The organism is Parapedobacter lycopersici (genome assembly GCF_040395035.1).
In the GTDB taxonomy this organism is placed as follows: domain Bacteria; phylum Bacteroidota; class Bacteroidia; order Sphingobacteriales; family Sphingobacteriaceae; genus Parapedobacter; species Parapedobacter lycopersici_A.
This window is the reverse complement of sequence record NZ_JBEBRB010000005.1, coordinates 68,099-93,123: the sequence shown is the minus strand read 5'-3', so window position 1 is coordinate 93,123 and position 25,025 is coordinate 68,099. Positions and strand designations below refer to the sequence as shown.

The 25,025-nt window shown below is 47.5% G+C and carries 26 protein-coding genes; 13 read left to right on the top strand and 13 right to left on the bottom strand.

The window, feature by feature from the left end:
- Positions 1-48: 48 nt before the first annotated feature.
- Positions 49-552 carry a maleylpyruvate isomerase N-terminal domain-containing protein gene (locus tag ABWO75_RS02895; protein WP_353182357.1) on the top strand — a complete coding sequence of 168 codons (504 nt, stop codon included), beginning with the start codon at positions 49-51 and terminating at the stop codon, positions 550-552.
- Between the two features lie 465 nt (positions 553-1,017).
- Here ABWO75_RS02895 and ABWO75_RS02890 read toward each other — a convergent pair whose 3' ends face one another.
- On the bottom strand, positions 1,018-1,593 hold the full coding sequence (locus ABWO75_RS02890; RefSeq protein WP_353182355.1) for a porin family protein: 576 nt from the start codon (positions 1,591-1,593) through the stop codon (positions 1,018-1,020).
- Between the two features lie 228 nt (positions 1,594-1,821).
- On the opposite strand from ABWO75_RS02890, the gene ABWO75_RS02885 reads away from it, so the two are divergent.
- From ABWO75_RS02885 to ABWO75_RS02875, 3 genes are read left to right on the top strand one after another with little or no spacing between them, the layout of a single operon-like run.
- Positions 1,822-2,370, top strand: coding sequence for an RNA polymerase sigma-70 factor (locus ABWO75_RS02885; RefSeq protein WP_353182353.1), 549 nt, complete (start codon positions 1,822-1,824; stop codon positions 2,368-2,370).
- A gap of 36 nt (positions 2,371-2,406) precedes the next feature.
- Positions 2,407-3,369, top strand: coding sequence for a FecR domain-containing protein (locus tag ABWO75_RS02880; protein ID WP_353182351.1), 963 nt, complete (start codon positions 2,407-2,409; stop codon positions 3,367-3,369).
- A gap of 4 nt (positions 3,370-3,373) precedes the next feature.
- Positions 3,374-5,104 (top strand): hypothetical protein, encoded by a 1,731-nt coding sequence (locus ABWO75_RS02875; protein WP_353182349.1) that lies wholly within the window; start codon positions 3,374-3,376, stop codon positions 5,102-5,104.
- A gap of 16 nt (positions 5,105-5,120) precedes the next feature.
- On the opposite strand, the gene ABWO75_RS02870 is transcribed toward ABWO75_RS02875, so the two are convergent.
- Positions 5,121-5,870, bottom strand: coding sequence for a lysophospholipid acyltransferase family protein (locus ABWO75_RS02870; protein WP_353182347.1), 750 nt, complete (start codon positions 5,868-5,870; stop codon positions 5,121-5,123).
- Between the two features lie 304 nt (positions 5,871-6,174).
- Here ABWO75_RS02870 and ABWO75_RS02865 point away from each other — a divergent pair, with 304 nt between their 5' ends.
- The gene (locus ABWO75_RS02865) at positions 6,175-6,543 is read left to right on the top strand and encodes a DUF488 domain-containing protein (protein WP_353182345.1); all 369 of its coding nucleotides are present in this window, start codon (positions 6,175-6,177) and stop codon (positions 6,541-6,543) included.
- Positions 6,544-6,620: 77 nt separating this feature from the next.
- Here the strand turns inward: ABWO75_RS02865 and bshC are convergent, their stop codons facing one another.
- The 6 genes from bshC to rpmB all read right to left on the bottom strand — a co-directional run bounded on the left by bshC (position 6,621) and on the right by rpmB (position 11,381).
- Complete coding sequence (bshC, locus tag ABWO75_RS02860) at positions 6,621-8,207, bottom strand: bacillithiol biosynthesis cysteine-adding enzyme BshC (RefSeq protein WP_353182343.1); 1,587 nt, start codon at positions 8,205-8,207, stop codon at positions 6,621-6,623.
- A gap of 49 nt (positions 8,208-8,256) precedes the next feature.
- Complete coding sequence (gene rimO, locus ABWO75_RS02855) at positions 8,257-9,591, bottom strand: 30S ribosomal protein S12 methylthiotransferase RimO (protein WP_353182341.1); 1,335 nt, start codon at positions 9,589-9,591, stop codon at positions 8,257-8,259.
- Between the two features lie 8 nt (positions 9,592-9,599).
- Positions 9,600-10,562 (bottom strand): signal recognition particle-docking protein FtsY, encoded by a 963-nt coding sequence (ftsY, locus tag ABWO75_RS02850; protein WP_353182339.1) that lies wholly within the window; start codon positions 10,560-10,562, stop codon positions 9,600-9,602.
- Positions 10,563-10,670: 108 nt separating this feature from the next.
- A complete protein-coding gene (locus ABWO75_RS02845; RefSeq protein ID WP_257658624.1) occupies positions 10,671-10,856 on the bottom strand; it encodes a DUF4295 domain-containing protein in 186 nt (61 codons plus the stop codon).
- Between the two features lie 42 nt (positions 10,857-10,898).
- Complete coding sequence (rpmG, locus tag ABWO75_RS02840; RefSeq protein ID WP_257658623.1) at positions 10,899-11,081, bottom strand: 50S ribosomal protein L33; 183 nt, start codon at positions 11,079-11,081, stop codon at positions 10,899-10,901.
- Between the two features lie 66 nt (positions 11,082-11,147).
- Positions 11,148-11,381 (bottom strand): 50S ribosomal protein L28, encoded by a 234-nt coding sequence (gene rpmB, locus ABWO75_RS02835; RefSeq protein WP_257658622.1) that lies wholly within the window; start codon positions 11,379-11,381, stop codon positions 11,148-11,150.
- Between the two features lie 215 nt (positions 11,382-11,596).
- Here rpmB and ABWO75_RS02830 point away from each other — a divergent pair, with 215 nt between their 5' ends.
- From ABWO75_RS02830 to ABWO75_RS02810, 5 genes are all read left to right on the top strand, one after another.
- The gene (locus ABWO75_RS02830) at positions 11,597-11,824 is read left to right on the top strand and encodes a signal peptidase (RefSeq protein WP_257658621.1); all 228 of its coding nucleotides are present in this window, start codon (positions 11,597-11,599) and stop codon (positions 11,822-11,824) included.
- On the top strand, positions 11,821-12,183 hold the full coding sequence (locus tag ABWO75_RS02825; protein ID WP_353182335.1) for a diacylglycerol kinase family protein: 363 nt from the start codon (positions 11,821-11,823) through the stop codon (positions 12,181-12,183). The genes ABWO75_RS02830 and ABWO75_RS02825 overlap by 4 nt, the downstream gene beginning before the upstream one ends.
- Before the next feature lie 14 nt (positions 12,184-12,197).
- Positions 12,198-12,920, top strand: a complete 723-nt coding sequence (gene recO, locus ABWO75_RS02820; protein ID WP_353182333.1) for a DNA repair protein RecO — start codon at positions 12,198-12,200, stop codon at positions 12,918-12,920.
- 100 nt (positions 12,921-13,020) lie between these two features.
- Positions 13,021-13,251, top strand: coding sequence for a 4a-hydroxytetrahydrobiopterin dehydratase (locus ABWO75_RS02815; RefSeq protein ID WP_257658618.1), 231 nt, complete (start codon positions 13,021-13,023; stop codon positions 13,249-13,251).
- A gap of 24 nt (positions 13,252-13,275) precedes the next feature.
- The gene (locus ABWO75_RS02810; RefSeq protein ID WP_353182331.1) at positions 13,276-14,328 is read left to right on the top strand and encodes an AI-2E family transporter; all 1,053 of its coding nucleotides are present in this window, start codon (positions 13,276-13,278) and stop codon (positions 14,326-14,328) included.
- Between the two features lie 68 nt (positions 14,329-14,396).
- Here the strand turns inward: ABWO75_RS02810 and ABWO75_RS02805 are convergent, their stop codons facing one another.
- Entirely contained in the window at positions 14,397-14,588 is a 192-nt protein-coding gene (locus tag ABWO75_RS02805) for a cold-shock protein (RefSeq protein ID WP_257658616.1), read from the bottom strand.
- Positions 14,589-14,727: 139 nt separating this feature from the next.
- Between ABWO75_RS02805 and acnA the strand changes: the two genes are divergently transcribed.
- On the top strand, positions 14,728-17,454 hold the full coding sequence (gene acnA / locus ABWO75_RS02800; RefSeq protein ID WP_353182328.1) for an aconitate hydratase AcnA: 2,727 nt from the start codon (positions 14,728-14,730) through the stop codon (positions 17,452-17,454).
- Positions 17,455-17,568: 114 nt separating this feature from the next.
- On the opposite strand, the gene ABWO75_RS02795 is transcribed toward acnA, so the two are convergent.
- From ABWO75_RS02795 to nadA, 3 genes are all read right to left on the bottom strand, one after another.
- Positions 17,569-18,624, bottom strand: a complete 1,056-nt coding sequence (locus ABWO75_RS02795) for a glycosyl hydrolase family 18 protein (RefSeq protein ID WP_353182326.1) — start codon at positions 18,622-18,624, stop codon at positions 17,569-17,571.
- Positions 18,625-18,696: 72 nt separating this feature from the next.
- Complete coding sequence (gene thiL / locus ABWO75_RS02790) at positions 18,697-19,734, bottom strand: thiamine-phosphate kinase (RefSeq protein ID WP_353182324.1); 1,038 nt, start codon at positions 19,732-19,734, stop codon at positions 18,697-18,699.
- Between the two features lie 36 nt (positions 19,735-19,770).
- On the bottom strand, positions 19,771-20,766 hold the full coding sequence (nadA, locus tag ABWO75_RS02785) for a quinolinate synthase NadA (protein ID WP_353182322.1): 996 nt from the start codon (positions 20,764-20,766) through the stop codon (positions 19,771-19,773).
- Positions 20,767-21,228: 462 nt separating this feature from the next.
- Between nadA and nadB the strand changes: the two genes are divergently transcribed.
- On the top strand, positions 21,229-22,815 hold the full coding sequence (gene nadB / locus ABWO75_RS02780) for an L-aspartate oxidase (RefSeq protein WP_353182320.1): 1,587 nt from the start codon (positions 21,229-21,231) through the stop codon (positions 22,813-22,815).
- A 13-nt stretch (positions 22,816-22,828) separates the two neighbouring features.
- Positions 22,829-23,341, top strand: coding sequence for a gamma carbonic anhydrase family protein (locus tag ABWO75_RS02775; RefSeq protein ID WP_353182318.1), 513 nt, complete (start codon positions 22,829-22,831; stop codon positions 23,339-23,341).
- A gap of 13 nt (positions 23,342-23,354) precedes the next feature.
- Here ABWO75_RS02775 and ABWO75_RS02770 read toward each other — a convergent pair whose 3' ends face one another.
- Entirely contained in the window at positions 23,355-25,010 is a 1,656-nt protein-coding gene (locus ABWO75_RS02770; protein ID WP_353182316.1) for an Ig-like domain-containing protein, read from the bottom strand.
- Between the last annotated feature and the right edge of the window lie 15 nt (positions 25,011-25,025).

Sequence of the window (25,025 nt, the reverse complement as noted above, 5' to 3'; positions counted from 1 at the left end):
AGAATAAGATAGCTACAGACGGCCAATTGGACCGTTAACAATTATATTATGTCGAAAAAAACAAACATACCGATTGACGTGGTTGACTTATTGCCAGTTCTTGACGGGAAATTAATCGAACTGTTGAAGTCCCTTTCGCTGGACGATTGGCAAAAGCAAACCATTGCAAAACTGTGGACAGTTAAAGACGTTGTTGCCCACCTGCTTGACGGAAATATCCGTACCCTTTCCATACTTCGCGATAATTACTTTGGTGAACAGCCACCGGGCAATTCTTATCCGGAATTGGTTGGCTTCCTGAACAGGCTTAACGCGGATTGGGTGAAAGCCATGAAGCGCACAAGTCCGCAAATGCTCATTTTTCTTCACGAAATGACCGGCCCCGTGTTTTGTGATTACTTCAAAACGCTAAATCCAACCGATGGGTCTTTGCTGGCCGTAGACTGGGCTGGGGAAACGGAAAGTAAGAACTGGATGGAGATTGCCCGCGAATACACCGAAAATGGCTGCACCAGCAACAGATACGTGACGCGGTTAATAAACCGGGCATAATGACCCGGGAATTGTATTATCCGTTTATTGATATTTTTATGCTTGCGCTTCCGCATACTTATCGGGCAATTGAAGCAGAAAACGGGACAACAGTAAAAGTAACGGTCACATCAGCCATTGGCGGATCTTGGGTTCTGACACGGGTACCCGGAAATGGGTGTTAACCAAATCAAATTTAGCTGCCCCGACAACAGAACTTATTATCGATCCGGACACGTCGTGGAAACTATTTTCAAAAAGTCTGCGCCCGGAACAGGTGAAAAATAAAATAACCCTGTCCGGCAATCAAACGTTGGGTGAAACGGCGTTGTCGATGGTTTCCGTGATGGCATAGTGCAGCGGCGTTCGTATAGAACAGCCCGGCCCGGAAATGAAAAGGGCTTAGCATTACTGCTGTTTCAAAACTCATCACATGTTTACCCCCCTGGGGGGCAGCAACCCTCGGGGGGTAAACATGTGATGGTTTTAAAACTTATACCCGACAGACAGGCCAATCATTCGGTTTCGGCTGTCAAGCTCCTTGCTTGTTTTGCTGAGGGAGTGATTATACCGCAGATCGATCATAAACCGATTAATGTCCGTCCCGATGTTAACAACACCATCATAAGTAAACGTTTTAAAATTGGTGCTATTGGCGGCGTTGTTCTTTTTTAAATTGTAGTTTACCTGCGGGCCCAAGGATGCTCTCAGGTTCATTTGGTCGGTTTCCACTATTTTATAACCTACTTGAATAGGTACATTCAATTGATGGAATGTGGGCTCATAGTTTTTCTGCTGCAAGGCATATACCGATTTAAATGTCGTGAATGTTAACTCACCCTGCATGTAAAGTTTTCCTGCCGTACGGGCAAATACCCCTGCCTGCACACCAAACTTCGAGTCGGTATGGCTAACTGCATTATTGCCGTAGCTTGGCATATTATACAGTACACCGGCTTTGATGCCGAACTCCATATCCTGTGCATTTGCCGTTAATTGCAGCCCGAGACTTAGCGCGAAAACCATAAACCCGTACTTCAGCTTTTTTTTCATTTTTTTCATGATGTAATGTTGTTAATTATGCGTTTTTACTATTGCTATTATGACTATGACAATGTATTTGGCATATACCCTGTTCTTTTTAAAAAAACAGTTAATCGCTTCTGCTATTTTTGTTTTTGATGGAAGGTGTTGATATGAAAAAGACAAAAATCAACGAGGGTTAGGACGCTTTTAATTGTCTTTATAGTTGAAGCAGTCAGAAAGGGTACCTGACACAACACAAGAAACATGCATGATATGACAATGCGGTTAGGTAAGGAGAAAATATTTGAAGAGGTCTACAGGACTTATTTTAAAGAGCTGCATCGATACGCCTTTAAGCTATTGGGGGATACCGATACCGCAGAGGAAACCGTTCAGCAGGTTTTTTTGAAACTATGGGAAAAGGACCGGGAACAGGATGTTCATACTTCTATTCGTTCCTACCTGTACCGGGCGGTATATAATGAAAGTGTAAACCTCATCAAACGTGGACAGCTCAAAATAAAGTACGAAATGTACCAGCAGCATGCCCGGGGTCGGGATACCGACACGCAGCAAAGCGATATCGAATTGAAAAAGCAGCTGCATGCTGCCTTGTCCCGATTACCTGAAAAGAGTCGATTGGTTTTCGAAATGAGTCGCTTTGAAGAATTGAAATACCAGGAAATAGCCGATGAGCTGGCCCTGTCATTGAAAACGGTGGAGGGACATATGACCAAAGCGTTGAAACACCTAAGGCTTCATCTTGCGGATTATCTAAATGTATTGACATTAATCATTATGGTAGGTTCATGACCTGCATGAGGTATTCACTCATAACTAATTATACTAATGAAAAAGGAATTGATCGTAAAATATATTGTGGGGGAAGCGGATCATCAGGAGCGACGCCTGGTAGAAGCATGGGTCGCCAAACATCATGATCATAAAAAGGAGCTTGAAGAAATGAAGAAGGTGTGGGATATCGGAGAGGAAACCGGAGCGGTTCCTGAAATAAACATAGATGACCTTTGGTCGGATTTTGTGCGGATGCGCGAAGAACGCAGTAAGGTAAAAACCCTTGACGCTCCGAAAAAACGGACCATACGGAGCTGGATCAGTATTGCAGCATCGTTGTTGCTGTTTGGGGCGCTGGCTGTTTGGGGGGTTCGGTCGATATTCCGTGTCGAAAAAGTGCTGAAAACGGATTTGCAGGTGCAACATACAGGCCTGCCCGATGGGAGCATGGTTCACCTGAATAGTCATGCTGCGATGGTTTACCAAAAAGAATGGCTTGGGAAGGACCGAAAAGTCCAATTGCTTAAAGGAGCCGTTTTCTTTGATGTGAAAAGGGATCAGCAGCATCCTTTCGTAATCGAAAGTGGTAAAAGTAAAATCACGGTATTGGGAACAAGCTTCCATGTCCGCCGCGACGGGAACGAGACCGAGGTTATCGTGGCAAGCGGCTCCGTAAAAGTCAGTCATCATGGACAGGAGCTTGTCTTAAAACCCAATCAAATGGTTGTTGTTTCAGACACCTCCACACATCAGGTCCTTATCGATACGGTTCCGGACCAGCTTTATCGATATTACGTTCACCAGGAGTTTATTTTTGAGAATACGCCGCTGCCACGGGTTTTTGACGTGCTGGGAAGGGCGTATGGAAAACAGTTCCTGATTGAAAACCCGAAGACCAAACAGCTAAAATATACGGCGACATTTGAACAGCAGCAGTTGGCGGAAATACTGGATGTTATCCTGAAAACATTCGACTTAAAACTGACTAAGAAAGATAACGTCTATTACATTAATTAAGCACATGTCTACCTATTATACGTTTATCTGGACACTCGAAATTACGACACACATTACCCGGAAAACAACGCCTTTCATTATAACCTTGCTGATTGCATGCCTAAGCTGTTCTTCGGTTTATTCCCAAAATAGACTTTCGGGTCCTGTGGAGCTGCCGAAATTTGAGAACGTTGCAATCCGGGAGGTTTTTGATGTGTTAAGGGAGCGGTCAATCCTGTTTTCCTATAACAGTAGTTTATTGAACCTGGATAAAGAAGTCAGCGTGGCACCTTACCAGGGGCTGTTAATCGATTACCTGGAAAAGCTGCTCGGAGAAAAGTATAGCTTTAAAGAAGCCAATTCCCACATCATTATTACCTATGCCCCGCAACGGATGGATGTAAGCACAGTAGATATCGATACCACAAAGAATAACCGGACAATGATTTCGGGCTATGTTAAAGACATACGGACAAACCTGCCGGTTGGTTTGGTAAGTGTGTATGACCGGACGGCATTTCAGGGGGCTACACTGACCGGTAACAATGGGTATTTTGAACTGGACATCAAGCATCCGACGAATACCGTTACGATCGCATTGAGCAAGGAAAACTACCGAGATACGATGCTGGTACTCATATTGCCTGTTGAAATTTTACAGGCTTCCAAAGGAAAGCGAATCGGGTATTATCACGCAAACGATTCCGATAAGACTATCTCAAATTCGGCGTTTGGCCGGTTTTTTACGAGCTCCCGGCAACGGATTCAAAACCTGAACCTGGGCGGGTTCTTTGTGTATAGCCCCTTTCAGGTATCGATGACCCCGGGGTTGAGTACACACGGCCTTTTTAACTCGCAGGTACTCAACAAATTTTCCCTGAATATCATCGGAGGTTATACGGCGGGAGTAACCGGAGCGGAGCTAGCCGGGGGATTCAATGTAAATCAATACAATATGCATGGCGTGCAGCTGGCTGGTTTATCCAATGTGGTGGGGGGTAATACCAGCGGCTTTCAGGCGGCCGGCTTTGGCAATGTGGGTTTGAACAAATTAACGGGCGTACAGGTAGCGGGCGTTTGGAACAGTGCCGATACGGTTATTTTGGGGCTGCAATTGGCAGGCGGAATCAACCGGGCTAAAAAGGTAAACGGCATCCAGGTGGCCGGGGTGATGAATATGGCAACGGGCGATGCCGGAAACCAGTTGGCCGGAGGACTAAATATCGCCTCAAAAGTGCAGGGTGTACAGGTAGCCATTGTTAATATTGCCGACAGCAGCGACTATCCTATCGGTATATTTAACTGGGTGAAAAACGGTTCCCGCCAATTGGCATTGGGAATCGACGAGAGCGGATTTACGGCGTTGAATTTTAAAAGCGGCGGACGGGTGATGTACAGTGTACTGGGGGCAGGAACATACCTGAATAACGACACCTTCAAATACGGCCTTGAAATTGGTATCGGGGCGCGTCTTGTACGGAAACCATCATTTACATTAGCTGCTGAACTGGTTCAACGAACGCATTTTGATAAAGACTTTAATTACAAAGCGACTAATCGAAGCGCATTGCGGATTATCCCCGCAATCCATCTGAGCCGTCATCTCCAGGCATATGTCGCCCCCTCGCTTACCTACGCGGATGCCTTACACCCCGAACCGGGAGCCAAGGGCGTGATATGGAAATTTTGGAAAACGGACCAGACAAGAAATACGTTTCACGGCGGCGGCACAATTGGCCTGATCTATGCCTTTTGATTCCCGGATAAGGCTTTCATTTCCATCTCCTGTGCGACCATAGCCACCATGCAGGGGCTTTATGAATGCTTTCCTCAAGCATCTTGGTATATGTCCTGGTGATATACCCTTCTGTCGTATTGGAAGCATTTTCACAGATGGTCTGCACATTCATTTCCCACGTATGGTTTGGCTTTGAAGCCAGCTCTATGTATCCCACGAAAGCATCTAATCGCCTAGCCAGTTGTTCTGCCCCGGAAAACATCCGGGTTTGCTGATTTAGAAAGTTTACTGAAATTCCATTGTTGCTTCCTGGAAACTGGTCTGCGATGAATAGCATAATGGCGTTATTGGTTTTATCTTTTAATGGTGCCCTGAGTGCCTGTCCGGACCTGATAAGGGTTAAACCGTAGCTGGTTCTTCTGCTTCGGATGAGATAATCCGCTAAATTGTTCTTTAGGGGTTTATAGAGGGCCTTTACCGGCACATCGGTAAACCGGGGAAGTTGGTTGAGTACTTCCCAGTTACCAAAATGTCCCAGTAATAGTATCGTGGGACGGCGACGGTGGCTCAACTGCCCAATTTTATGTGTTGTGGCCAGGCCTACTTTGAGCGTTGTCTTTGAAGGGTAAAGCATTTCCCATCCTATCCTCGCGAGGTTTTGGTAAAATTCGTCCGTACAGTCATTAATCTCTTTATATGAAAACCCGGGAAAAGCCCTGGAAAGGTTTTGAACACATACGCTTAACCGGTAGCGAATAACCTTTCCCAAAAAATAACCTAACATGGTGTTGCCGCCGTTAAACTGAAACTTTCTAAAACCGTATTTAACCCCACTGATGCGGTAGCTGCCGGAAAAGCGCCGCTGTTGTCCCGAAACAAACTTCTCAATCCAAAACGTTTAATCATCTGATCCATTTATACTATGACAAACAAGGTCGTCACTACCCTTGGCTTTTTTCAAATACCGGCGATCTACGAATGGCTTCTGTGTAAACCTGCCTGCCTATGCGATCCGGAGCGGCGCAACGGCCGGCCGGAGTGTTCGCGTATTTTGGATATTGATGATTTTCTTGATAACTTTATACTTATTGTCCTATAAGAAGCTCCCCATGGCTAATTTTCAGCTAAAGCGTATTTACGAACAGCCGGCTAAAACAGATGGCTATCGGATATTGATCGACCGCCTTTGGCCAAGGGGTGTTAAAAAGGAGGCTGCCGAACTGGATGAATGGGATAAGGAGATTGCCCCATCAGCCGCACTGCGGAAACAGTTCGATCACCGGCCTGAACGGTTTGACACATTCTCGGCACAATACCACGAAGAACTCCTGGAAAAAAAGACGGAACTGGACCGGTTGCGGGAACTCGCCAAAAAAAAGCAGGTAACCTTACTCTATGCCTCAAAAGATGAGCACATTAACCACGCCGTGGTATTAAAGCAGGTGTTGGAATCGTAATGCGGATCTCCCTGGCGCATAACAGTGGGTATGATGGCCAACGATCGGCCTATGAGGAGGCCCCCGGCTCAGGGAAATCAATAAATAATCGTAAATTGAAAATCCAACGGACGGAAGTAATGAATCAGCTCCTGGATTAGCTTGTCGCCGTATTTCACGTAAAGTAACCCGAAGTTTTCAGAACGTTCCTGCAAGGCCCCTCCGGGGAAAAGCTTCTCTTTAATCCGGTCAATCTGGATCAGGGCATCCTGATGATTCCGCTTATCTGCTTTAAGCAGCTTTTTTTCCAGCCGGTTAAGCGCTTTCTTCAGTCGCGCTTTTACGGCGCTTACACTTGGCCCCAGACTGGGATCTATCTTATGCGCCCTTAACTGAAGCTTGCTAAAGATGCTGCTCAGTTCCATCCATTCATCATTAAGTGCGAGGCGGTGCCGTGTATGACGGCGCACATACTCCTTTTTAAGCTCTTCGTTGGTCTTAAAAATGCTTTTAAACGTGAGATCGAGCCGCAGGACCTTTACTGCCATATTATCGTCCGTAATCATTGCGGAATTCCGGGGCACCAATATGGGAAAGTCGACACCGTAATGATCAAAACAACGTTTCAGCTGCAGCCAGTAACCAATTTCAGCTCCCCCGCCAATGTAAGCAAGATTAGGCAAAATTAATTCCTGATAAAGGGGTCGCATGACCACATTCGGACTAAACCGCTCAGGGTGCTGCATAACTTCCGTTTTCAATGTAGCCCCGTTGAAGGAAAGTGGCTGATGAAGCACCTCATAATGATCGGCAGCGCTTTTGACAATCCGCTCCCGATAGGTATCCGTTAAATAAAAAAAGTTGATCTCGCGTGCGTGTACCTGGGCAGCGAACCCAAGCTGCTTTAATTCCGAAGAGGCTTGCGTAATGGTGCGATGGCTATGTTCACCAACTACATCCTGTTCAATGATCGGCGCCATTAATTTCTTCAATGCCGGTTTGTCCGCGTCAATAATAACCAGTCCGTGTGCTCCAAAGAGCGCGTTCACCAGGTGCCGGGTAGCGTCGGCCAGGTTGTTGTGCCCAAGGTAGGCCGCTTCAATTAGCTGCGCAAGTTTGGTTGAATTGTCCGAAAGTCCCAAGAACCCCTGGTACTCGCGCACCGTGGCTTCCATACTTTCGGTACTCATCCGACCGGTTGCGCTCACCGCCGTTGTTTCCCAGGTAATGCGCTTTCCATGAAGTTGAGTATGGTTGATCTCGGCAAAATCATGATCCTCTGTTGCCATCCAATAAACCGGCACGAATCGATAATCGGGGAATTCCGCTTTCAGGTCCTGTGCCAGGCGGATAGCCGTCGCTATTTTGAAAATAAAGTAAAGCGGGCCGGTAAAAATATTGAGTTGATGGCCCGTAGTCACGGTAAATGTACGTTCATCAAGCAGGGCATTAATATTCCCGGTCACGTCCGGATGAGCATCCACTGCGGCATATTGCTCCCTCAGGGCCTCTACCAGCACCTTTCGGTTGGTTTTCCCTGCTTTGGCCTGTATTTGCCGGCCAAACCCTTCAAGCGTCGGGCGATTCCCGGCAAAAGGGGTTAATTGAGGGTCATTTTCAAGATATGCCAACAATGTTTTCGAAAAACTGTTGGTGTCTTTGTAGTCAATGTAGGTTGCCTTCATCTGTGAAACAAAAATAAGGCTTGGCAGGCGAAGCAGGAATTGTTAACAATTATTTGACAATTGATCCATACAGATCAAAATCCTCGGCTCGCTCAATACGTACATCCACGAAACGCCCCGTTGCCGCATAGTTATCTTCCGTCGGTATCAATACCTCGTTGTCAACTTCCGGCGAGTCCTGCGCCGTACGGCCGACAAAATATGCACCTTCTACCTTATCAATAAGCACCGGATAAACCTGCCCTACCTTCTGTTGGTTGATCGCGTATGAAATACCCTGCTGAACATCCATGATCTGCGCTACACGGTCGGCTTTCACCTCCTCCGGCACATCGTCCGCCAATTCATAAGCATGGGTGTTTTCTTCATGCGAATAGGTAAAACATCCCAGCCTGTCGAACCGGGTTTCCGTCACCCACTGCAGCAGTTCGTCAAAATCCGCCTGTGTTTCGCCAGGATAACCGCAAATAAGGGTCGTACGCAGGGCAATATCGGGGACTCGGTCGCGTATTGCATGAACCAGGTCTATTGTCTTTTGTTTCGTAATCCCCCGGCGCATGGAGCGGAGCATCGGATCACTGATGTGCTGCAACGGCATATCGAGGTAATTGCAGATATTCTCCCGTTCATTCATCACATCCAGGATATCCATGGGAAAGCCCGATGGGTAGGCGTATTGCAGCCGTATCCATTCAATGCCTTCCACATCGGATAGGCGTCGCAGCAAATCGGCCAGGTTCCGTTTCCCGTAGATGTCAAGTCCATAATACGTAAGGTCCTGTGCAATAAGGATCAGCTCTTTTACGCCATTTTTAGCCAAAAGCCGAGCCTCTTTTACGAGATCATCCATGGATTTCGACACGTGCTTGCCCCGCATCAGCGGAATCGCGCAGAAAGAACAGGGACGGTTACATCCTTCCGCGATTTTGAAATAAGCGAAATGGGAAGGGGTTGTCAGTAGCCGTTCGCCAAGGAGTTCGTGCTTGTAGTCCGCGCCGATGGTGCCGAGCAGGTTCTGCAGGTCGTTCGTGCCGAAATAAGCGTCGACATGCGGTATTTCCGCTGCTAACTCGGGTTTATATCGCTCCGATAAGCAGCCGGTAACGATTACCTTTCCCACTTTTCCTGCCTCTTTGAGCGCGCTGTACTGTAAAATGGTATCAATGGATTCCTGTTTGGCGTTGTCAATAAACCCGCAGGTGTTGATAACCACGATATCATCTTTCCGAAGCCGTTCTGCCTCATGCACGACCTGCCGCTGGTTCCCCCGCAGCTGGCCCATCAGCACTTCGCTGTCGTGAATATTTTTAGAGCAGCCAAGGGTAACGACATTGACACGTGGTTCCCGCGACACCGCCGCTTGTTTTTCCTGCTTTGTTTTCATATCATCGGTCACTTAAACAGTGAATCCACAAAATCCTTTTTATTGAATAATTGAAGGTCGTCCATTTTTTCTCCCACGCCGATGTATTTGACGGGAATTTTGAATTGGTCGGAGATGCCGATGACCACGCCACCCTTCGCCGTACCGTCAAGCTTTGTCAGCGCCAGGGCGTTCACATCCGTTGCTTGGGTAAACTGCTTGCATTGTTCAATTGCATTCTGGCCGGTAGAAGCATCGAGAACCAGCAGGATCTCATGGGGCGCACCCGGAACAACCTTCTCCATTACCTTTTTGATCTTTCCCAGTTCATTCATCAGTGCCACCTTATTGTGCAGCCGGCCCGCTGTATCAATAATCGCCACATCGTCGCCATTGGAAACCGCGGATTTTACCGTATCAAAAGCCACCGAAGCGGGGTCCGACCCCATGGCTTGGGACACCACCCGTACACCCACGCGTTCGCCCCAGAGTTTGATCTGGTCCACTGCAGCAGCCCGGAACGTGTCGGCAGCCCCCAGTACCACCTTGTTTCCGGAAGCCCTGAGCTGATGGGCCAGCTTTCCAATGGTCGTGGTCTTTCCCACACCATTGACCCCAACCACCATGATTACATACGGTTTTTGGTTGCTGTATTCAAACTGCTGGAAATCCGAGCTGTTGTTCTCCGCGAGCAATGCCTGTATTTCTTCGCGCAGCAGCACATGGAGCTCTGCTGTATTTACATATTTATCGCGGGCAACGCGTGCCTCAATCCGCTCAATGATTTTGAGTGTGGTGGTTACTCCTACATCGGAAGTAACCAGAATTTCCTCCAACTCATCAAGCACCTCATCATCCACAGTGGCCTTGCCGATTACCGCTTTGGTAATCTTGGATAAAAACCCGGCTTTCGTCTTTTCAAGGCCTTTGTCCAGCGCTTCCTGCGCCTCGGGGGTCTCCTGTTTCTTTTTAAAAAAATCAAATAATCCCATAGCTCGTTGCCGTATAAATTAATAACAACAAAAAGGCCCTTTCGGTCCTCCCCGAAACGGCCCATCGGTGGTCTTATCCCGAACCACCTTTACTTCCTTAACACAAAACTACTGTGCCGAAGACTCCGTAACGGCTTCCTTAGCCGCCTCAACAGCGTCTTTAATGTGGTCGTTGTGCGCAATGAGTTCCTTAAAGGTATATGCACCGGTTTTCGGAGACCGTACCGCTGTGATTACTTTGGTATAGTCTTTTCCCTTTCCGGTTTTCAGTGATGCTACTGCTTTCTTTGCCATGTCCGTTTATGTTTTGCCGACGCCCGCTAAACGGGCACCTGTTTACTTAATTTCTTTGTGAACCGTCACCCGGCGCAATACCGGATTAAATTTCTTCAACTCCAACCGTTCGGTCGTGTTTTTCTTATTTTTGGTCGTAATGTAACGGGACATTCCCGGCTGACCGCTTTCTTTATGCTCGGTACATTCCAAAATAACCTGTACCCTGTTTCCTTTTTTCGCCATGATCTTATTATATTATATCGCCGGTACGGCGTGCAAATCGTTATCTTACCTGTGCTTAGGCACCTGCTATACGTAGCCCTTTTTGATAAATTTATCGATAACAGCGGTAATACCGTTCTTATTTATCGTCTTTATCGCTGAAGTAGATACTTTCAAGGTAATCCATCGGTTTTCTTCCGGAATGAAGAACCGCTTCGTTTGCAGATTAGGGTAGAATTTACGTTTGGTCTTGGCGTTTGAATTCGAAACGTTGTACCCGTTCATCGCCCCTTTTCCGGTTAAATCACAAACTCTTGACATGATCTTATGTTATTTTATTGTCGTTAAACTCTTTTTCGCAAAGAGTTTGCAAATATCTACATTTGTTTTTGATTATACAATTATTTTTTGCTTTTGACCGCAATGGTTTCCAGTCTTGCCGCCCGGACGTGTTTTTTATTAAACCGGCTGTAGACGTAAACCGCTATTGAAAACATTATCTTTGTGTGATTTGTCATGAAGACAAACACAACAATATGAACAAATATCTACTGCGGGGCATTGGTTATACGGTTGTCGGATTGGCCAGCTGTGCCTGGAGCTATGCGCTGAGGAGCGAGGAAAATGCCTTATACCGATGGATCATGATTGCCGGCGTCATTCTCTTTGGTATTGGTTTTTTGACAATCATCTATAGTTTCATACGAAAAATCGAGCGTCACAGCATACTGGAAGAGCGTCGGGAACAACAGGAAAAGGAATGAACAGAAAAAATGCGTTCGTCAATGCTTTCCATGGAATCCGCGCGGCGTTCCGCGACGAGCGGAATTTCAGGATCCATGCGGTAGTGGCCCTTCTGGCGCTACTGACCGGGTATTATCTCCGGTTATCCACCACGGAATGGCTTTGGGTATCGCTTGCAATAGCAATGGTAATGGCTGCTGAACTGATCAATACCGCAATAGAGGCTCTTTTTGATTTCGTTTCCCCTGGCGAGCATCCGCTGGCAAAAAAAGCCAAAGATACTGCGGCGGCCGCCGTATTGATTGCCGCCGTTTTCGCATTGGTGGTCGGGCTGGTTATCTTCGGACCTAAACTCAGCCGCCAACTCTTCCACGAATAACAGTCTTTGCTATTATGCGTCATAAAACCCGGGGCATCGTATTAAAACACACCAATTACAGTGAAACCAGCGTAGTCGCGCAGATTTTTACGGAAAAATTCGGGTTGCAGTCTTACATCGTTAACGGCGCACGAAAGCCCCGCGCAAAAATCGGCACCGTACTCCTGCAGCCCCTCTTCCTGCTGGATATGGTGGTTTCGTATAACGAAAGAGGCACGCTGCACCGGATCGTCGAAGCCCGCCAGCTGCCCGCTTTTCAAACCATCCCTTATGACGTTTATAAACGGGCGGTACTGCTCTTCCTAAATGAAATGCTGTACAAAAGCCTACGGCAGCAAGGCACAGACGAGCCCCTGTTCGATTATATTTTCAATGCCGTTTCCTGGCTGGACTCGGCTGAAAAGATGCCCCCCGACTTCCACCTGTATTTTTTGGTGAAACTATCGAAATTCCTGGGGTTCCATCCGGCGCCGCCAAAGCCCGGTTGCGTATTTTTCGACCTGAAGGATGGCGTGTTTTGCCAGACACTTCCCGGGCACCCATTTGCATTACAGCACCCGCATACCACTCATTTTGCCTCGCTCTTAACCTGTTCAATGGAGCAGCTGCCGTCCCTACGCATCCCTTTGGCCGATCGGCGCTTTCTACTTGAAAAGATCATCGATTTTTATCGCCTTCACATCGATAGCCTGGGCGAAATCAAGTCACACGCGATATTGGAGGAAGTCCTCGGATAATCCGGCACAACACCGGTCAGGTGCGTCAAACAAAAGCTGCCGAAGCATTGTTTTCCCTTAAAGGATCATTCATTTTTTGACAACCCCAATCCATACGATCATGTGGCAGAAACAAGACAGCTCGCTTTACCGTTCATTCGTTTTTCGCGATTTTTCCGAAGCCTTCGCATTCATGCTTCGGGTAGCACTACTGGCAGAAGCACATAATCACCATCCAACCTGGACTAACAGCTGGAATAAGGTGGAGATCTGGTTAGCCACGCATGACGCCGGAGATACCGTCACCGAAAAAGACCGTAAGCTGGCCCGGGCTATTGACCAGCTGCTATAGCGATAAGGCAAAACCAGAGGCAACATGACAAGAAATTCCCCGGTATATGGCTTCAATCAGGTGATGCTATTTGTCGTCCTGCTGTTTGGAATACTCTATTTTGCCAAGCCATTTCTGATTCCGGTAGCCATCGCCGGCATGATGGCCATGCTGCTTGTTCCCGCTTGCCGGCGGTTGGAGCACTGGGGCCTACCTCGCGGACCAGCGGCCGGCATCTGTGTACTTACCGCCTTGGTGCTGCTTTCAGGCGTATTCTACGTGCTGTTTTATCAAATGATGTCGCTTGGAACGGACATACCGGCCATTGCATCCAAACTAAATGCCATGCTCAACAATGCGCATCAATTTATTTCAGAGCATTTCCAGCTTCCCATCGCCGAGCAAAAAGACTACCTGCAACGGCAGGTAGCCGGCCTATCCAGCCTTGCCGGTAAATTCATCGGCGATATTTTCCGGTCTGTACTCTCTTTTCTTGTCCACCTGCTGATCGTTACGGCCTATACCTTGTTGTTGTTGATTTATCGCGGCCGCATCAAGACATTCGTCCTTCGGCTTGTTGCGCAGTATGCGGGCGAAGAAAACACGAAAAACGCCCAGCGCGTCATCGAAAAAATTACCCGGGTAGCCAGTGCCTATTTAACCGGGGTTTTTTCTGTCGCCCTTATTTTTTCTGTCATTAATTCCGTCGGACTCATCATCATCGGCATTGAGAACGCCTTGTTTTTCGGCATTATGGTTGCCTTCATTAACATCATACCGTACATCGGTTCCGTTGCTGGAAGCTCCGTTGTGGTCCTTTATACGCTCATTACCCGGGATACGTTGGTTACCCCGCTGATTGTCGCCGTCTTTTTCATCGTACTTCAGCAGATCGACAGTTACGTACTGACGCCGAAGATCACCGGAGGCAAAATCCAATTGAGCGCCCTGTTTACGATTATGGCGTTACTATTGGGCAGTCTCGTCTGGGGTGTCGCGGGCATGATCCTGTTCGTGCCTTTTCTCGGTGTCGCCAAAATCATCTTTGACCACGTCGATTCTCTGAAACCCTATGGCTACCTCATTGGCGTACATTAAGCGGATAAAAAAAGCCGGCAGTTTAGAACTACCGGCTGAATACAATAAATATAACTACTAGGGAATCCTTAGATTACCTTAACATTTACCGCATTTAGACCTTTCCTTCCTTGCTCAACTTCGTAAGAAACATTGTCGTTCTCACGGATTTTGTCGATTAAGCCGGATGAGTGTACAAAAATGTCACTCTCACCAGAATTAGGAACGATAAAACCAAAACCCTTGGTTTCATTGAAGAATTTAACTACTCCTTCTGCCATTGTTATAAAAATTAAAAAATAATAAAAACCCAAAGGTATATATAATTATTTGTAAACCAGTCAAAATTTATTTTAGTATTTTAGCCCTATCAGGCTCATTTTTTATTCACATATCACATCAATTAACTAACTAAGCATAATGGAACACCAAATAGCTTCCCTAAAAAAATTAGAGGCCGAAGGAAAACGGATCAGCAGACTCCCTTTCTCCATTCGGATTTTATTGGAAAATGTGCTCCGGAATCACGACGGCTTTGCCATTACCGACGAGCATTTGGACACGCTGATTAATTGGGACCCCGTAAACACCGACCGGGAAGTTCCCTTTAAGCCCGCCCGCGTACTGATGCAGGACTTTACAGGCGTTCCCGCAATCGTGGATATCGCGTCTATCCGTGCCGAAGTGATCCGCAAAGGGGGCGACGGTAGCCGGATCAATCCGGCTATTCCTGTCGATCTGGTCATAGACCACTCTGTCCAGGTCGATTATTTCGGAACCAACTATGCTTACCTACGGAATGTGGAGCTGGAATACGAACGGAATGCCGAGCGCTACGAACTACTTAAATGGGGCCAGCAGGCGCTGGATAATTTCACCGTTGTGCCGCCCGGCATGGGCATCTGCCATCAGGTAAATCTGGAATACCTGGCAAAAGGTGTCATTGCCCGCGACGGGTGGGCATTTCCGGATACACTTGTCGGCACGGATTCCCACACCCCGATGGTCAACGGAATCGGCGTAATCGCCTGGGGGGTCGGCGGGATTGAGGCCGAAGCTGCGATGCTTGGCCAACCCATTTATTTTACCTGCCCGCAGGTAATCGGATTAAAGCTGACGGGGAAAATCCCCCCGGGATGTACCGCCACGGATATGGTGTTGTCCATTACCAAGCTCCTTCGGGATTATGGCGTTGTGGGTAAATTCGTTGAGGTCTTTGGCGATGGGCTCGACCACCTGAGCGTTCCAGACAGGGCTACGATTTCCAACATGTCACCCGAATTTGGTTGTACGGTTACGTATTTCCCTATTGACGAACAAACATTGGAATACATGCGGAGAACCAACCGTTCGCCTGAGCAAATCGCCCTCGTAGCGGAATATGCCAGGGAAAATATGCTGTGGCGTACCGGAAACGAGGAGATTGTTTACTCTGATGTACTTGAATTAAATTTGGATACCCTGGAGCCTACCGTGTCCGGACCCAAACGGCCGCAGGACAAGATTCTGGTAAAGGATCTTTCAAATCAGTTTTCCCACCTGATCGAAAAAGAATATAACCGGGATTACTTGCCGGTAAAAGACCGGCAGGTACAGTCGTGGCTGTCAGAAGGCGGTTCGGGCAGTGAATTTGTTTATGAAAATCACCTCAGGTCCACCGGAATTGCCGTGGAAAAGGAGCAGATCCATTCCGTGAGGATAAAAATAAAGAACCAGGAATATACGCTGAGCGATGGCAGCATTGTCATTGCGGCTATTACCAGCTGTACGAACACCTCTAACCCCGCGGTGATGGTTGGTGCGGGGCTTGTTGCCCGTAAAGCCGTGGAGCGCGGTCTGCGCACCAAATCCTGGGTAAAAACCAGTCTTGCTCCTGGGTCAAAGGTGGTCACGGAATACCTGGAGCGCGCAAACCTGCTGGATGAACTTGCCGCACTCCGGTTTCATACCGTTGGATACGGCTGTACTTCATGCATCGGTAATAGCGGTCCGCTGCCCCCGCACATTGCGGAGGCCGTGGATAAAGGAGACCTTGTAGTTGCTTCCGTGCTCTCCGGAAACCGGAATTTTGAGGCCCGGGTACACCCGCAGGTGCGGATGAATTTCCTGATGTCGCCGATGCTGGTTGTTGTGTATGCGCTTGTTGGACGTGTAGATGTGGATCTGTTGACCGACCCGATCGGGTACGACCCCAATGGAAATCCGGTTTATCTTAACGACATCTGGCCCACGCAGCAGGAAATAGCGGACACCGTCAGCAAGTGCCTACGGACAGAAGATTTCGGTAATGTGTACAGCGTGATCTTCGAAGGTGAGAAAGACTGGAAGGAGCTCGTCGCCCCCGAAGGGAAAAATTTCGTTTGGAACGAGCAATCCACTTACGTACAGGAGGTGCCTTTCTTTAAGGATATTTCCGCCGAACCCGAGTCGATACAGGACATCCGCGATGCCCGGGTGCTGCTATACCTGGGTGATTCGGTTACTACAGACCACATCTCGCCGGCAGGCTCGTTCAAACCGGAATCTTCCGCCGGAAATTACCTGCTGTCAAGGGGTGTTGCACAAAAGGACTTCAACTCGTACGGCTCCCGCAGGGGCAATCATGAAGTAATGATGCGCGGAACCTTCGCCAATGTGCGCATCCGCAATAAAGTTACCGACCGCGAAGGTGGTTATACCACCCATTTCCTTTCAGGCGAAACGCTGTCTATTTACGATGCGGCCATGAAATACGCCGAAACCCATACGCCATTGGTGATACTTGCCGGAAAGGAATACGGCAGTGGTTCGTCGCGCGATTGGGCAGCAAAAGGAACTAATTTACTGGGAGTCAAGGCCGTAATAGCAGAAAGCTTTGAACGGATCCACCGAAGCAACCTGGTGGGTATGGGTGTTGTTCCCATGGTATTTCCGGAAGGCGAAAATGCCGAATCCCTCGGTCTGGACGGTACGGAAACTTTTTCTATCACCGGACTGTCGGAGGACCTTGTCCCACACAAATTGTTGGAGGTCAAGGCTACGAGAGCCGACGGAACCACCGTGTCCTTTATGTCAATGGCTCGGTTTGATTCCGCAATAGAAATTGAATATTTCCGCCATGGCGGTATTTTACAGTATGTGCTCCGCGGATTCCTAAAACAATCGTGATAAGATCCCCTGCAAGCAGGCGCACTGAATCATAAACGAAACACCGGTTGATAAGCTAATGTGACCAACCGGTGTTTCGTTTCTTTCAATGACAGCCGGGCACGGCCGTTCATTTTAATAGCGAGCTACTACGTCCCAGAAGCCAGGTGCTTCGCGCCCCAGTACCCAAACCGAAAAGCCGCGCAAATTATATGTCTTCATCAGATCCATTTTCAACTGAAGCGATTTCGCATCTTCGATGAAAATATATTCAAATACGCCGTCGTTTTCCCAAAGCGCGTAGTTACAACCAGCCATTTCGTGCCATACAGGCGTTACGTTGTACTTTCCCAATAAATGCTGTACGGTTGCGTATCCAATTTGGCGACCATTCGAAAACCCGCCACGCTCCTCCGTGTAATCTGCAAACCAATGCACCGAATAACTGGGTATCCCCATGGAAAGCTTTTCAGGAGGTACCCCTTCCGCCAGCAAATGCTTTACAACCCGCTCCACCCACTTGATTCCAGCAACCGGTCCGGGTGTAGTACGCCGGGTATGTTGGTCATAGGTCATGATGGAAAGAAAATCACCCGCCTCGGCTAGTGCCTTAAGGTCATACCCGGCCCGCCAGTTCTCATAGAGAAATTGCTGGTAGGCAGATACACCGCCCACGTTATCGGTGGCATGAACCAATGCAGCGGAAAGCTGAAGGCCTGCCCCGTGAAGGGCAGCTGCCGTTTCCTGGAAATAGCGGGTAAAATCATCGCGATCTGTAATATGCAGGCCCTCCAGATCAAATTGCCAGCCATCAAGCCCCAATTGGCTTGCATATTCCAGCATCATGGTGATCGACCGTTTGCGGGCTACCGGATTATGTACAATATCGTGCAGCAGCTGACTGTCAAACCCTTTGTTTACAATCAACGGCATTACTTTTACACCGTTTTCCTTAGCCAGCCGGAGCACACGGGGGTCAACCGTTCCCGTTAATACGCCTTCCTTACTCACCAGGAATGTCTGCGGACAAACAATATCAATGTTCTTAATATTCTCCTGGAAACTCTCAAAAGATTCCGGTGTATCCACCATATAAAAAAGTGCCTCTGCCGTTCCGGAAGTGGTTTGTGCCCGAGTCGGAATAAACCAAAAAAACAGGCTCACGCAAAATAAGTATGCGGGTAATCTCATGGGGTTATGTATTTGGTTAGTAGTAAAAATTCGTTTATCAACCGATCTGATCAATAAAGCCCGGTTTACATGCTAATGGAACGCATTCCATCCCTGGGCCTTGATCGCATGCACCTTCCCGGATTTTGTAATCAGGTCGCAACCCGCAGCGGCTTCGGTAATGTGACCAATGATACTGATATCAGCATGGCCCTTTATCCGGTCGTAGTCGGCCTGTTTCACCGTAAAAAGCAACTCATAATCTTCGCCGCCGTTCAATGCACATACGGTGGGATCAAGACCAAACTCCCGGGCGGTCTCGTAAGTCATCGGATCGATCGGAATTTTTTCTTCATACAACTTGCAGCCGCAGTTCGAAGCCCGGCAGATATGCAGTATTTCGGAGGCTAATCCATCCGAAACATCAATCATTGCATTGGGTTTTACCTCAATTGAAGCCAGCAACTCCACGATATCCTTGCGCGCTTCCGGCTTAAGTTGCCGCTCCACGATATAGTCCTTACCTTCCAGGTCCGGCTGGATATTCGGGTTTTCCAGAAAGATTTTCTTCTCCCGCTCAAGCAGCTGCAATCCAACATAAGCACCTCCCAGATCGCCGGACACACAGATCAAATCGCCTTCAAGCGCACCGCTACGATAGGCTATTTTATCGGCATCTGCATATCCCAGACTGGTTACGCTGATCACCAGCCCCTGTGCGGAAGCAGATGTATCACCGCCAACCAGGTCTACACCAAAACTTTTGCAGGCAAGCAACGCACCCTCATACAGTTCTTCCACTGCCTCCAATGGGAATTTACTGGAAAGGCCCAGCGAAAAAGTAACCTGGGAAGCCCGGCCATTCATCGCATAAATATCGCTCAAATTTACCTGGATCGCTTTATAGCCCAAATGCTTCAGCGGTACATACCGTAGATCAAAATGGATGCCTTCCAACAGCAGGTCTGTGGATACCAGTGTTTGCATCGCCGAAAAATCAAGCACAGCCGCATCATCGCCAATGCCTTTCACAGACGTCTTTTGGGTTAACGTCACCGCTTTGGAAATGTGGTCAATCAAACCAAATTCACCAAGCTGTGCGATTGTCGTCTTTTCCTTATTTTCCAGCATTTTCTCCTTTTTCCTTAATAGTAACGCGAAACGGGATTATAAACCGAGCCGATCGGACAGCTCGAGCATTCGCTCGATAGGCCGCTGGGCGCGGATGATCACATCCATGGGCAAATCAATCTCGGGTTGCTCATACTTCATGCAAGTATATAATTTCTCCAGCGTATTGAGTTTCATGTGCGGGCAATCGTTACACGCACACGCGTTATTCGGCGGGGCGGGGATAAACGTTTTCTCCGGACTGGCTTTTTGCATCTGATGAAGGATGCCGCTTTCAGTTGCCACAATAAAGGTATCCGCCGGATCCTTTTGGGTATATTTTAACAGGCCGGTTGTTGATCCAATATAATCGGCTATCGCCAGTAGTTCCTGTTCACATTCCGGATGCGCAATAAATTTAGCCTGTGGGTACTCCCTTTTCAGCTGTTCGATCCTGTCCTGAGAAAAAATCTCGTGCACCATACAGGCACCGTTCCACAATACCAGATCACGCCCCGTTTTCCTACGTACATAATCTCCCAGATTCCGGTCCGGTCCGAAAATAATCGGCTGATCGAGGGGCAAACTTTCGACAATCTGCACGGCATTGCTGGAGGTGCAGACAATGTCACTAAGGGCTTTCAGCTCAGCAGTACAGTTCACGTAGGTGATCACGAGGTGATCCGGGTATTGTTCCTTGAATTTCGCAAAAAGGTGCGGTGGACAACTATCGGAAAGTGAACAGCCCGCTTTCAGGTCGGGGAGCAGCACTTTTTTCTCCGGCGACAGGATCTTTGCTGTTTCCGCCATGAAATGTACTCCCGCAAAAACGATGATATCGGCCTCGGTTTTGGCCGCCTGCTGCGAAAGCCCCAAACTATCACCGATGTAATCCGCAATATCCTGTATTTCGGACTCCTGATAATAATGCGCCAGTATTACCGCGTTTTTTTCTTTTTTTAACTTATTTATCTCGTCTACTAAATCCAGTGTCGGGTCTATTGGCGCATCAATGTAGCCCTTTGCATTCAGTTCCGTGAGGTAAGTTTCCATATTGCGCACTTCCTTTGGTTTAAATTCAAATACAAAAATAGGCAATCTAATTGACTTGGTTTTCACAATTCCACGGAACAATCAATAATAAGTAAGTTATAATATATATTCATCTTATGGTTTGTTAGGGTGTTGGTTAGGTGAGAAAATAGCTTCAAATTTTCTTTGGATTTTGGGAATACATTTTCTTTTAACAACTTATTCACATCAATTTAATGGTTGCGTATTGATTTACAGTACATTTATTTTTCCATGGTTTTATTTTCCATAAGGTAATGTGTACTGTTTATTGGTTGATAATTGTTAATATTGTATCGGTTTTTTGGGGAATACGTAAGCTTATTTGGTGAAAGAAAAAGACTGATCGGTGTGCTTTATTGTTTTCCCATTTTATTCAACGGCTTGTCTACACGTTATTCACAGCGTTGGCTATTTTTCATTTCATTTTGTTGATTTAGTTTTATGCGTCAAGTAGATTTTTTGGTGATCGGCTCCGGAATCGCCGGACTTAGTTTCGCATTGAAAGCTTCTAACCATGGAAAAGTACTGATTATTACCAAAGCTAACGAGGACGAGTCAAATACCAAGTATGCACAGGGTGGGGTTGCTGTGGTTGTGGATAAGTCGGATTCGTTTGATAAGCATATCGCTGATACCCTGATTGCTGGCGATGGTTTATGCGATAAAGCGGTTGTGGAAAACGTGGTGAAAGAAGGGCCGATCCGCATACAGGAGATCATTGATTACGGCACCCATTTCGATAAGACAACGGGAGGGGTGTATGACCTGGCAAAGGAAGGGGGGCACTCCGAGCACCGCGTATTGCACCATAAAGATGTCACCGGTTTTGAGATCGAGCGTGCACTACTCGAGAAAGTCCACGAAAATCCGAATATCGAGATTTTAACACATTATTTTGCCATCGACCTGATTACCCAGCATCACTTGGGTGTATTTGTGGATCGTCATTCAAAAGATATTGAATGTTATGGGGTATATGCATTGAACACAAAGAAAAATAGTGTTGAACGGATTTTGAGCAAGATTACTGTGATGGCTTCCGGCGGTGCAGGCCATGTTTATTCCAGTACAACGAATCCGGTGATAGCGACAGGCGACGGAATAGCCATGGTATATCGGGCCAAAGGGAAAGTGAGGAATATGGAATTTATCCAGTTTCATCCGACGGCGCTGCATAACCCAGGAGAATACCCCGCTTTCCTGATTTCGGAAGCTGTACGGGGATTTGGAGGCGTGCTTCGGCGCCGGGATGGTAGCAGTTTTATGGAGGCATATGACGCGCGTGAATCACTTGCCCCACGGGATATTGTGGCCAGGGCCATCGATTCCGAAATGAAGAAATCAGGAGAAGATTTTGTATTTCTCGACGCCACTAAGGGAAAGAAAGAAGCGCTTCTGGAGCATTTCCCGAATATTTACGCGAAATGTTTATCGATCGGGATTGATATGGCGACGGATTACATTCCGGTTACGCCTGCAGCCCATTACCTGTGCGGAGGTATTATGGTTGATGATTATGGACGATCATCAATTAAGAACCTCTATGCCTGCGGAGAGTGCTCGTCAACTGGGCTTCATGGAGCCAATCGTTTGGCTTCCAATTCATTGCTTGAAGCAACTGTCTTTGCTCACCGGATTTACGTAGATGCGGTTAAACACGTGGATTCAATTGAATTACCGGCGCACATACCAGACTGGGATGATTCAAATACCTCACTCTCCAATGAGGATATTCTCGTGACGCATAACCTGCGCGAAACACAGAAGGTAATGAGTGATTATGTGGGAATTGTGCGTTCAGATTTTCGACTAGACCGGGCAATGAGGAGGCTTGGTTTGCTGTATGATGAAACCGAAAGTTTTTATAAAAACACCAAATTGTCGGTGAAACTTTGTGAACTGCGGAATGTAATCCAGGTGGCCTACCTGGTTATTAAATCTGCAATGGCTCGAAAGGAAAGTCGAGGATTGCATTATACAACAGATTACCCAGATCATGCAAAGGAATTAAGAGATACTATTTTTTAATTACCGTATACGTATGGCGTTGATTCTACCCGTAAAAGGGATTTATCCGGCGATTGGTACCGCCAGTTTCCTTGCAGACAATGCAACTATTGTCGGTGACGTGCAATTAGGGGCGTACTGTTCGGTGTGGTTTAATGCCGTGGTCAGGGGCGATGTGAATTCGATCCGGATCGGGGAATATACCAATATACAGGACGGTGCGGTGATTCACTGCACTTATAAAACGGCACCTACATTAATCGGAAATCGGGTTAATGTGGGTCACAATGCGCTCGTACACGGGTGCAGTATACACGATTCCGTGCTGGTGGGGATGGGAGCTATCGTGATGGATCATGCGGTGGTGGAATCCTTTAGTATTATCGCCGCTGGGGCGGTGGTGCTGGAGGGTACACACTGCGAGGGCGGATATATTTATGCAGGGGTTCCCGCCAGGAAGGTCAAAGCCATCTCCGCAGCGCAACGGAAACTCCTCGAGGAATTACCGGATCGCTATGTGATGTATTCCAGCTGGTTCAGCGAATAGCAGACGAGGCACTTCATTCCGGAACGTTTACCAGCTCTTCCTGTTCCCAGTTTGCACGGATAATAATTGTTTTTCCAATATACCAGATGCGCTCGGGCTGTTGACGCGAATTGACATCGCCTGGATCCCATTTGCCGTTATTGTTTATATCATAGATAATCCGCAGCGTGTATTTGCCTGCCGGAAGCTGGTTAAAATGGACACGCTGGGGTGTGGTTATTAGCGCACGTTGATGAACAACATCTTTTTTCTCGCTAACGAGTTCCACGACGTATTGGTGGGACGTATCTGCCGGAATAGTATTGAAGACAATGTTACCAAAGTTCTCATTGGTATCATAGGTAAAGGATTTGTTATAGGGCTTATTCCTGGAACCAAAATAGCCCACAAATGCGCCAGGTTCTACAGTTAAACTATAATCAATTTCAGGTCGCCAGTTATAGCGAAGCAGGTAGGCGAAGTTTTCGGTCGTATCTTTAATCAGCTGATAATTCGTTACCGGTACGGAGTCCTGCGTGAGGAAAATCTTGCTTCGGTCTATTGTTTGTACAGGCGCAGCTGAAACAAGCTTTATATGTCGTACGCGGTTCACGCGGTTTCCATTTAAGCGATCGGAGATGATGAAATCCCGGTCGTATTTTTCATTTCTGCCGCGGCGGATAGAGACGGAATCCAGGAGATTATTCCCGTCATAAAACTGCACCTTAAGGGAATCAAAGGTGAGGTCGGAAAGCCAGACAGAAGCCGAGTCCGCTGCCTTATTGTATACCACAATTTTGTCCTCGTTTAGTTTTTCCGGATGAAGGACCCGGATATTTGGTTGATCGAGCGGTTTGTTGAAGGCAAAGACGAGGCGGCCTGTCGGCTCGATCTTTCGATCAAGTAACCGGAACGTCTTAGGAATGCCGCGGGATAACTGGAGATGTATGCCGGAGGTGTCCTTGGCAAGATGAAAAGAATCCGTAAGAAATCCGATCAATTCTTCCCGTGCATTGTATACACGATCGTTGTTTTCTTCCTGAAGCGCGTAGATCCGATAGGTGTCTTCGCGGAGGTTGCGGAGGGTGAAGTTTCCGGACGAATCGGTCATCGTAAAGATATTGGCTTTCTGTTTTCCGAAAATGGAATCCCGGCTGTTTGGGATCAGCATGACGGTAACCTGCATCGCATTTTCCAGTGTCAGCGCGTTGGTAACGCGACCGGAAACAGATAAGGAATCAATAATGTCACCGGTGGAAAATACGTAGCTGTAATTGAGCAGCGGATTACTTTCATTAAAATCGACGATCGCCTTTCCGAAGTTAATGGTGTAGGTGGTATTTTTCTCGAGCGAATCGGGAAGTGAAATCTCCAGGTTCCTGCGGTTCACTTTGAACAGCGGCCGGCTACCCATATCAGGCGATATGCTGATTTGCTTAAATTCTTCTGCGAGTTTGATAAACTCGTCGAAGGAGATGACAATGTTTTCAGCATTGAAGTTCCGGGTCAGATTCGAAGGCGTTTCTTTGAGTATTTTCGGTGGAATGGAATCTTTCGGCCCACCGGTGGGCTGTTGGATGCTTGCACACTGCGATGTGAGCAAAACGAGAGACACAAAAAAGGCCAGAACGAGCCATTTTGGATTTGGGGCTATTTTTAAGCGATTTAAGCCGTTTTCTTTTTTTGACAAGTCTGGCATCGGAAT